Raw genomic sequence first — 8,965 nt, 5'->3', positions numbered from 1 at the left:
CGGGCGACAGGCGTACGGCGCTGAACACCGCGTCCCACTGGGCGTCGTCGCCCTCCCAGCGGCCGGGATTCTCCGCGACCGTCCCCCAGGTGATGTCCGGGGAGAGGACCGCGGGGTCGGCGGGCGGCGTACGGCGCAGCCACAGCAGCGAGAACCGCTGCCGGGGGTGGGCGGTGGCGATCACCTGACGCAGCCGGTTCAGGTCCCTCGCGGTGCTTTCGTCGAAGGCGTCGTGATGGACGTACAGCACATGTGCCGGGGACTCGGCGAGAGCGCGCCAGCGCTCCGCGAGGGCGGCGAACTTGGCTCTGACGGTGTCGAGTTGGCCGTCGATGTCTCTCTGGGTCAGCAGACGGCCGTCGGCCGGGCGGAAGTCGTGGAAGAAGCGGATGTCCGAGCCGCGGTCGAGGGCGCAGAGCCCGTCGCTGAACGGTTCCACCCGCCCCGGCCGCAGTACGTGCGCGAAGTCGTCGGCGATGGCCTCGACCACCGACTCCAGTTCGAGGTCGAGCCAGTCGAAGAAGTGTGCCGATCCGTTTCCGGTGATGCGGCGGAGCTGATACGTCGTCTCGCAGTGGTAACCGAGCCCCACGCACACGTCGTACGCCTCGGCCCCGGTGGTCTCGCCCGCCCCGGCGGCTCCTCGCGCCGGAACGGCCGGATTCGTCTGCGCCGTCATGGCGTTCAGCCGGCGGTGCGTCGCAGAAGGAGCCCGTCGCTGCCGCGTTTGATGAGATAGGCCCGGCCCGCGCAGACCGTTTCGACGCGCGGCGGGACCAGGTGGACGCTCTCCACCTCCTCCCAGGTCGCCGACGCCGCGAGCCAGGGCCGCACCCGGCCGTCCATGGCGTCCGGTTCGAGGGCGACGAAGAGGTGGTCGGTGGGGAGCCGGTCCAGAAGGCCGAGATCCTGGCCGTAGTAGAGCATCTCGATGAGCAGATGGGCTCCGGCGCGCGGGTGCGCCTCCTGCGCTTGGTCCGTGAGGTGCGGCTCGACCGCGAGTTCCGCGAGTTCCGCGAGGTCCCGGGACGAGACCCGGACGGTCTCCGTGCCGCCCACGGCCTCCACGAGCCGCTTCCTGAACAGCGGATTGGGCTCGGTGGCGTGGACGGCGCACCCCGCCGCGACCAGACGGTGCGTCAGAGCGCCTTCGCACGCGCCCACTTCGACCAGTGACTCGCCGGTCGCGGCGCGATGTCCCAACACCCAGGCGGCGGTGGCGTCCAGCCGGTCCTTCTCGTACGGGGAACTGCCGAACTCCCAGGGATCCTCGATGGACGCCGCCTCGTCGTCCAGGCTCGCCAGCAGGGCGAAGAGGCGTTCGCGCTCCCCCGCCTCCGCGTGGAAGAAGCGCTCGGTCGCCGGTATGCGCGGTGTCTGGACGACGTACTCCGGCGACGGGGCCGTGAGCAGGTGCTCGCACGCCCGGTTCACGAAGTCGAGCTTGCCCGCGATCAGTTCACGGTCCAGCGAGTGGTCGAAGTCGCTCACGACCTGGAGGTACGGCGAGTAGCCGACGGCGTGCCGCACCTCGCGGTCCGCGCAGCCGATCGCCGTGTCGCGGCCGACCCGGCCCCTGCTGCGGCGGTTGTCGGCCGGTGAGTGCGTCCACACGCGCGCCCCGCGGTCGCCGGCCGCTTCGCGTACGAGCTCCGCCAGGGAGCCCGGACCGGACGCCCCGGCCCGGTCGTCGGCCGGACGCACCTCGCCGCTGATCCGGGTGAGCCGTTCGGCCGGGCTCTGCCCCGCGGGGAAGGTGAGTGTCCGGCCGTGATCGGCGAGGACGACGGCGGCCTCACCGCCGGTGAGTACGGACAGGAAGTCGAGTACGGCGTCTTCGGCGCGGAGTACAACAACGATGTCGATCACAGGATCGGTCCTCTGTACGGAACGGGCGGGCCGCAAGCAGCACACGCTAGGTCTAGACCACTGCGGGTGGCAAGGGACTCCGCCGCCGAAGGTCATGTCTCGGCCTTTCCGGCGCCGGCCCCGTCCACGGTGTTTCACCGGAGCCCCGCGAGGCACCGGCCGGCCTCGGGGTTGAGCGGGGACCGCCCTGGTGAGAGCCTTGAAGGGATACGACCCCGGGACCGAGGAGCGGACCCGCGATGGGACCGACATACGACGTGCGCACTCTCCCGCTGCCCTCGGGAGAACACGTTCCCGTACTGGGACAGGGCACTTGGGGCTGGGCGCAGGACCCGGCGCGGCGGGGGAGCGAGAAGGAGTCCCTGCTGCTGGGGATGGACCTGGGCATGACCTTGATCGACACGGCCGAGATGTACGGGCAGGGCGCCGCCGAGGAACTGGTCGGAGAGACCCTCGCCGCCCGCCGCGACGAGGCGTTCCTGGTGACGAAGGTCCTGCCGTACAACGCCGGCCGCATGGACACCGTCAACGCGTGCGAACGCAGCCTGAAACGGTTGCGGACCGACCGTATCGATCTGTACCTGCTGCACTGGCGCGCGTCCGTGCCGCTCGGTGAGACCGTCACCGCGTTCGAGGAACTGCGCCGCGCGGGCAAGATCCGCCACTGGGGCGTCAGTAACTTCGACCCGGCCGATCTGCGGGAGGTGGCGGAGGTCCCGGGCGGTGACGGGATCGCCGCGAACCAGGTGCTGTACAACCCGACCCGGCGCGGAATCGAGTACGACCTGCTGCCCCTGTGCCAGGAGCGCGGTATTCCCGTCATGGCCTACTCGCCGGTGGAGCAGGGACGGCTGCTCACCGCGCCCGTTCTGGCCGAGGTGGCCGCGCGCCACGAGGCGACGGCGGCTCAAGTGGCCCTGGCCTGGGTCCTGAGCCGCGGCGGAGTCATGGCGATCCCACGGGCAGGCAGGCCCGAGCACGTCCGCGACAACCACGCCGCTCTCGCACTCACCCTCACCGACGACGACCACGCCGACCTCGACGCGGCCTTCCCGCCCGCCCGGGGCCCGGTTCCGCTGGAAATGCTGTGAACGGCACCGGCAGCCGGGTGAACCGGAGGTGGTCGTAAGCTCATCGGCGGCCCACAACAGTGGAGGCAGAGATGGCGGACGACATTCTGCGGACGATCGACACGCTGGTCGCGGAGGAACACCGCCTGCGCGAACAGGCTCCCGGCAAGGGGCTCAGCGCGGAGGAACGCGCGCGGCTGCGGGACCTGGAACAGAGGTTGGACCAGTGCTGGGACCTGCTGCGGCGACGCAGGGCGGGGGCCGAGAGCGGGGAGGACCCGGAGCGGGTCGAACCGCGCCCGGTCGCCGAGGTCGAGTCGTACGAACAGTAGTCGTACGAACAATGGAGGGGTGCACGTGACGTACGACATCGCCGCGACGCGAGCCAGGTTTCCCGCCCTGCGGGCCGGTGTCGCGCACTTCGACGGCCCCGGGGGCACACAGACTCCCGCGCCCGTCATCCAGGCGATCACCGACGCGCTGAGCGGACCACTGTCGGTCAGGGGCTCCGTGGCGCCGGGAGAGATCAACGCCGAGAGGATCGTCGGCGACTTCCGCCGGGCGATGGCCGATCTGCTGGGCGCGGAGGCGTCGGGGATCGTCGTCGGGCGCAGCGCCACGCAGCTCACGTACGACTTCTCCCGTGTCCTGGCGGAGAGTTGGGCGCCGGGCGACGAGATCGTGGTGAGCCGGCTCGATCACGACGCCAACATCCGCCCCTGGCTGCGGGCCGCGGAACGGGCGGGCGCTGTGGTGCGATGGGCGGACTTCGACCCGGCCACGGGTGAACTGCCCGCGCGGAGCGTCGGTGACCTGCTCACCGACCGGACACGGCTGGTCGCCGTGACCGCCGCCTCCAACCTGATCGGGACCCGCCCGGACGTGGCGGCCATCGCCGACCTGGTCCATCGGGCGGGCGCGCTGCTGTACGTCGACGGTGTGCACTACACCGCGCACGCCTTCGTGGACGTCGCGGAACTCGGCGCGGACTTCTACGTCTGCTCGCCGTACAAGTTCTTCGGCCCCCACCACGGTGTACTCGCCGCGTCCCCACGGCTGTTGGAGACCCTGCGGCCGGACAAACTCGCACCGTCCACCGACGCCGTACCGGAGCGCTTCGAACTCGGCACCCTGCCCTACGAAGCCCTCGCGGGCACGCGCGAGGCGGTGGACTTCCTCGCGGATCTCGTCCCCGGCACGACGGGCGAGCGGCGCGAGCGGCTCCGATCCGCCTACGCGGCGATCCAGCGCCACGAGAACGCCCTGCGCGAGAGCGTCGAACACGCGCTGTCCGAACTCGACGGCGTGACACCGCACTCCCGCGCGGCGCTGCGGACCCCCACCATGCTGCTCACCTTCGCCGACCGCGCCGCGACCGACGCCCACCGCTTCCTCGCCCGGTCCAGAGTCCACGCCCCGGCGGGTTCGTTCTACGCCCTGGAGGCCTCCCGCCATCTCGGTCTCGGCGACACGGGCGGCCTGCGCGTGGGCCTGTCCGCGTACAACAACGCGGACGACGTCGAACGGCTCGTGGCGGCCCTGACGGCGTTCCTCCACTCCTGAGCCGGGTGGCACGGGTGGGGGTGGGAACCGAACAGACCCGGCTGGTCGTCCTGCGCGGAAACAGCGCTTCGGGCAAGTCGACGGTCGCGGCCGCGGTCAGGGAGCGGTTCGGCCGCGGCCTGGCCCTGGTCGGCCAGGACAATCTCCGGCGTGTCGTACTGCGCGAACGCGACCGGCCCGGCGCGGCGAACATCGGCCTGATCGACACCGTCGCCCGCTACTCCCTCGACGCCGGCTACCACGTCCTGGTCGAGGGCATCCTCTACGCCGACCACTACGGCCCCATGCTCGCCGCGCTGCGCGCTGACCATCGCGGCCCGACACACAGCTACTACCTGGACATCCCTTTCGAGGAGACCCTGACCCGGCACGCCGGCAAGCCCCAGGCGGGGGAGTACGGCGAGAGGGAACTGCGCGACTGGTACCGGCGGCTCGATCTGCTGCCCGGCGGCGACGAGACCGTCATCGGCGCCGACAGCGCGCTGACCGACACGGTCGAGCGCATCATGCGCGACACCGGCCTCGCCCGACTTCCCGCGCATGACTGAGGGTTGTCGATGAACTCCGCGGGCCGGCCGGCACTGTTCCTCGTCCGCGGACTTCCGGGCTCGGGGGAGACGTCGGCCGAGCGCCGGTCCTGTGCTCAGCCGTGGATCATCGACATCAGCACTTCGTGGGTCTCCTGGTCCGCGGCCGCCACCAGTCCGTGGCCTCTTTCGCCGATCGGGGCGCCCTCGATTCCCGTGAGTACGCAGCCGGCGGCCCGGCACAGGGCGATACCGGCGGCGAAATGCACGCTGTCGGACAGGTCGCCGCCGACGGCGACGTACGCCGCGCGTCTGCCGGCCGCCACCCAGGTCAGCGCGAGCGACGTGGAGGAGACCCGGGGACGGAACCGTGCGGCGAAACCGGAGTGGGCCAGCAGGTCCACGGCGCGGAAACCGGGCGCGTGGGGGAGCGGCGGGTCGAGGTCGACGTCCACGAGACCGGTCGCGGGGGTGGGCGCCAGCGGGGCGTCGGCGCCGTCACGCCGCACCCGGGCGGACTCACCGTCGGTGAAGAAGATCTCGCCGCCGAACGGGTCGGCCACCGCCGCCGCGCCGTCTCGCAGCGCCACGTTGACCGCCACCAGCATCGTGCCGGCGGCGTAGTTCAGCGTGCCGCACAGGGGATCCACCAACCACTGGCGCGCGGCGTCCGCCGGGCCCTGGTGGCCGCCCTCCTCGCCCAGCACGGCGTCATCGGGCCGGGCGGCACGGATGACGGAGAGGATCGTCTTCTCCGCCTCCAGATCGGCGGCCGTGGCGAAGTCACCGCCTCCCTTGTCGACACGGCTGAGCGGCCGGCCGTACATACCTCGCACCACGCCGGCGCCGGCACCGGCCGCGGCCGTCGCCACCCCGGCATCGTCAAGGCCCGCATACGAGTTGGTCATGTCCCGCAGGATATCGGCGGGTTGAGCCGGGACGGGGCACTCCGCGAGGTCACCGCGCGCGCGGCGGGGGCGGAGAGGTGCCCGACGCCAGCGGGGAGCGGGCCAGTTCGATACAGCCCGCCGTGATCAGGGCGATCGCGACGAGTTCCGGCAGCAGCCACCAGCCGGTGCGTACGCTCTCGCCGAACAGCGTCACGCCGTACGTGATGCTGATCAGCGCGTCGCCGAGCGTCAGCATCGGCTGGGACGCCACCAGGGAGCCCGCCTGGAGGGCGTTCTGGAGCAGGAACAGCGCGCCGATCCCGGCGACGGCCGTGGCGTACAGCTGCCAGGACGAGAAGAACGCCGCGACCCCCGACCCTCCTTCGAGCCTGGCCACGGCGTCCTTGAGGAGCGCGGCGGTCAGCGCGTACGCGCAGGCGGCGGCGAGCCCCAGCAGCGCGGCACGCGTGTTCTTCCGGGTCCGGAGCGCGACGCCGATCAGCAGGGCCTCGAAGATCCCGGTGACGATCAGCGCCGGGACCCAGGAGAGATCCTTCACCGTCTCACTGCCGCCGGTGGGCGCCGCCGATCCGAGGCCCACCGCCAGACCGACGGTCACCGCGGCCACGCCGTACCAGGTGGCGCGTGGCAGCCGGGAACGGAAGACGTAGCTCGCGATCAGCAGCGTCATGGGCAGCTCGATGACGAAGATCGGCTGTACGACGGCGATGGGACCGGTCGCCAGCGCCACCGCCTGGCAGACCGCCGCCACCATCACGAGCCCGATCCCCGCGAGCCAGACGGGCTTGCGGAGCAGATGCCCGATCAGTGACAGGCGCATGGCGTCGGAGTCGGGTGCCGTGGCCGCGGCACGCCGCTGGAGCACGGAGGCGGAGCCGTTGCTGATCGCGGTCAGCACGGCGAACAGGACACTGATCACCGCCCCATCATGCGGGCGGGGTGCGCCGGGGCCGCTCTCATCGCGGGCGATGCGGCCGCGCGGGGGCCGAACGGGTTACCCGCCCGGCCCCCGGCCCCCGGCGTCTTCAGTTCACCGTGAACGCCGGGGACGTCCCCGTGAACGGAGTGATCTTCCCGAGAAGGTTCTTCGCGTCACCGTGGTGGACGATCCGGTAGGTCCCGGGAGCGGTGTCGGCCCCGATGTCCCAGGTGACCGTGGCCTTCGACGTGCCGGTCAGCCCGTTGATCCGCGTCCACCGGTACGTGGTCCGCCAGTCGCCGTCGTCCAGGATCCGCGCCCACTTCCCGTCGGTCAGCCGCTGCACCTCCAGGAAGGTGCCGCCCCGGCGCAGATTGTTCTTCGGATGTCCGGTCGCGAACTCGACGGTCGCGGTCCGGCCGCGGGTGTACGACGGGTCCGGCGGGGTCAGCACGGAACCGAACGCGCTGTTGGGGGGCGGGTTGTCGTAGACGACCCCGGTCTGGAAGTTGAACTGCCGGCCCGACTCGTCCGGCGGCGCGGTGCCCCGGTCGATCGTGGTGCCGTCGCGCAGGGAAGCCGCGACCCGCGCGTACTCCTGCTGGTAGGCGGGCAGCGTGTACCGCCCGTAGAGGGTGGACCCGCCCTCGTACTGCTGGGAGTCGTACTCCTCGGGCGTCGTCACGTACTGGCTGTAGGAGTTGGCGTACCCCTGGAGCAGCACCCGGTCGAGCGGCACACCGAGCTGTTCCGCCACGGTGCGGCGGACGCGGAGTCCGGAGGTGATGGTGAACTCGCCCGGACCGGCCACGAGATGGAGGTCGCCGATCTTCATGATCTGCAGGGGCAGGATCTTCGGGGTGACCGGGTGGACGTTGCTCAGCAGACCCGTGGGGACGAGGCTCGCCTTCGGGTACTGGCACGTCGCGAGCCAGGGCGGGGTGTCGATGTGCAGCGCCTCGATGATGGAGGCGACCGGGGTACGGGCGCCCTCCTCGAAGCCGGGGATCGCCGGGCCGTCCTCGACGCTGCCCGCGAGCGTGGACGCGCCCACGACGGCGGGGCAGGTGCGGTGCTCCTGACCGTCCGGGGTGTAGGCCCCGTTCACGGTCACGTTCTCCATGTCGACATAGGCGAGGCGGGAGTCGACACCGCCGCTGACCGGCTTCGCGCCCTGGTAGATCTCGCGGGCCTTGGCGAGCTGGCGTTCACCGAGGATGCGCGCGTTCTCGAACTCGTCCTCGGTGGGGCCCGATCCAGGCTTTAGATTGAGGTTGGGGGACATGTCGCCGGCGTTGGTGTTGGGGAAGGCCGCGACGAACCCCGGTGTGTTGTCGAGATAGCGCACCCCCTCCAGGTCGTGCTCCCACGCGTAGGAGGCGTAGCCCTTGTTGTCGGGGCTGATGAGCGTGTTCTTGTTGGTGATCGAGGTGTTGTGGGTCGCGAACCAGCTGATCGCTCCGGCGTCCTTGTCGCCCTGCCGGAAGCGCAGCACGGTCATGGCCGGGTCGATGCCTCCGGGGAAGGCCGCCCGGTCGGCCGCCGGATTGCGGTCGAAGGCGGTCCGGGACCGGTTGACGCTGGCGTTGGTGAGTGTGCCGGTGCCGAGGCTGATGGTGCCGGGCTTCAGGTCCTCGTGGGCCTTGACGACGGACTCGACTATGCCGTCGACGACGGCCCGGTAGGTGCCGCTCTGGAAACCGAGCACGGAGAGGTTGTACGCGACGTCGTGGGAGTATCCGCCGGGCCCCGAGTGGGTGTGGGTGGCGGACAGCAGCACGTTCTCGTCGCCGTAGAGGCTGCCGTAGCGTTCCTTGAGACGTGAGACGACGCCCTGCTGGACGGACTGGAAGATCATCGCGAGGTCGGCGTTGACGTACACCACGCGTTTGCCGCTCGACCGGTCGGCGACGACGAACGCGCGCGAGCGCTGCCGCTGGTGGATGCCGGACGTCTTCTGGTCGAAGCTCGAATAGCCCATCATCCCGGTCTCGGCGGCCTCGCCGGTGACATCGGCGAGGCCGCGCCCGACGAGGTAGTCCCCGGCGCCGGCCGTTCCCGAGGCTGTTGCCCCCGAGGCGAGAGCCGGGGGAGGGGCGGTGAACG

General features: G+C 71.3%; 9 protein-coding genes. 4 read left to right on the top strand and 5 right to left on the bottom strand.

Annotated features, from left to right (window positions below):
- Window positions 1-679, bottom strand: a 679-nt coding sequence (locus GXP76_RS31655; RefSeq protein ID WP_242575061.1) for a DUF1796 family putative cysteine peptidase, incomplete at its 3' end; no start/stop codon positions are given.
- A gap of 5 nt (window positions 680-684) precedes the next feature.
- Window positions 685-1,869, bottom strand: coding sequence for an SAM-dependent methyltransferase (locus GXP76_RS31650; protein WP_242575060.1), 1,185 nt, complete (start codon window positions 1,867-1,869; stop codon window positions 685-687).
- Window positions 1,870-2,108: 239 nt separating this feature from the next.
- Here GXP76_RS31650 and GXP76_RS31645 point away from each other — a divergent pair, with 239 nt between their 5' ends.
- From GXP76_RS31645 to GXP76_RS31630, 4 genes are all read left to right on the top strand, one after another.
- A complete protein-coding gene (locus tag GXP76_RS31645; protein ID WP_242575059.1) occupies window positions 2,109-2,960 on the top strand; it encodes an aldo/keto reductase in 852 nt (283 codons plus the stop codon).
- A 71-nt stretch (window positions 2,961-3,031) separates the two neighbouring features.
- A complete protein-coding gene (locus GXP76_RS31640) occupies window positions 3,032-3,271 on the top strand; it encodes a DUF2630 family protein (protein WP_242575058.1) in 240 nt (79 codons plus the stop codon).
- Window positions 3,272-3,296: 25 nt separating this feature from the next.
- Window positions 3,297-4,502: a cysteine desulfurase-like protein gene (locus GXP76_RS31635; RefSeq protein ID WP_242575057.1), complete on the top strand. Its 1,206-nt coding sequence runs from the start codon at window positions 3,297-3,299 to the stop codon at window positions 4,500-4,502.
- Between the two features lie 5 nt (window positions 4,503-4,507).
- Window positions 4,508-5,050, top strand: a complete 543-nt coding sequence (locus tag GXP76_RS31630; protein WP_242575056.1) for an AAA family ATPase — start codon at window positions 4,508-4,510, stop codon at window positions 5,048-5,050.
- A gap of 95 nt (window positions 5,051-5,145) precedes the next feature.
- On the opposite strand, the gene GXP76_RS31625 is transcribed toward GXP76_RS31630, so the two are convergent.
- The 3 genes from GXP76_RS31625 to GXP76_RS31615 all read right to left on the bottom strand — a co-directional run.
- Complete coding sequence (locus GXP76_RS31625; RefSeq protein ID WP_242575055.1) at window positions 5,146-5,937, bottom strand: inositol monophosphatase family protein; 792 nt, start codon at window positions 5,935-5,937, stop codon at window positions 5,146-5,148.
- A 49-nt stretch (window positions 5,938-5,986) separates the two neighbouring features.
- Complete coding sequence (locus GXP76_RS31620) at window positions 5,987-6,859, bottom strand: DMT family transporter (protein WP_242575054.1); 873 nt, start codon at window positions 6,857-6,859, stop codon at window positions 5,987-5,989.
- 106 nt (window positions 6,860-6,965) lie between these two features.
- Window positions 6,966-8,965, bottom strand: a 2,000-nt coding sequence (locus GXP76_RS31615; RefSeq protein WP_242575053.1) for a neutral/alkaline ceramidase, incomplete at its 5' end; no start/stop codon positions are given.

It is taken from the genome of Streptomyces sp. NP-1717 (genome assembly GCF_022695985.1).
Classification (GTDB): Bacteria; Actinomycetota; Actinomycetes; order Streptomycetales; family Streptomycetaceae; genus Streptomyces.
This window is presented reverse-complemented; position numbering and strand designations above follow the sequence as displayed.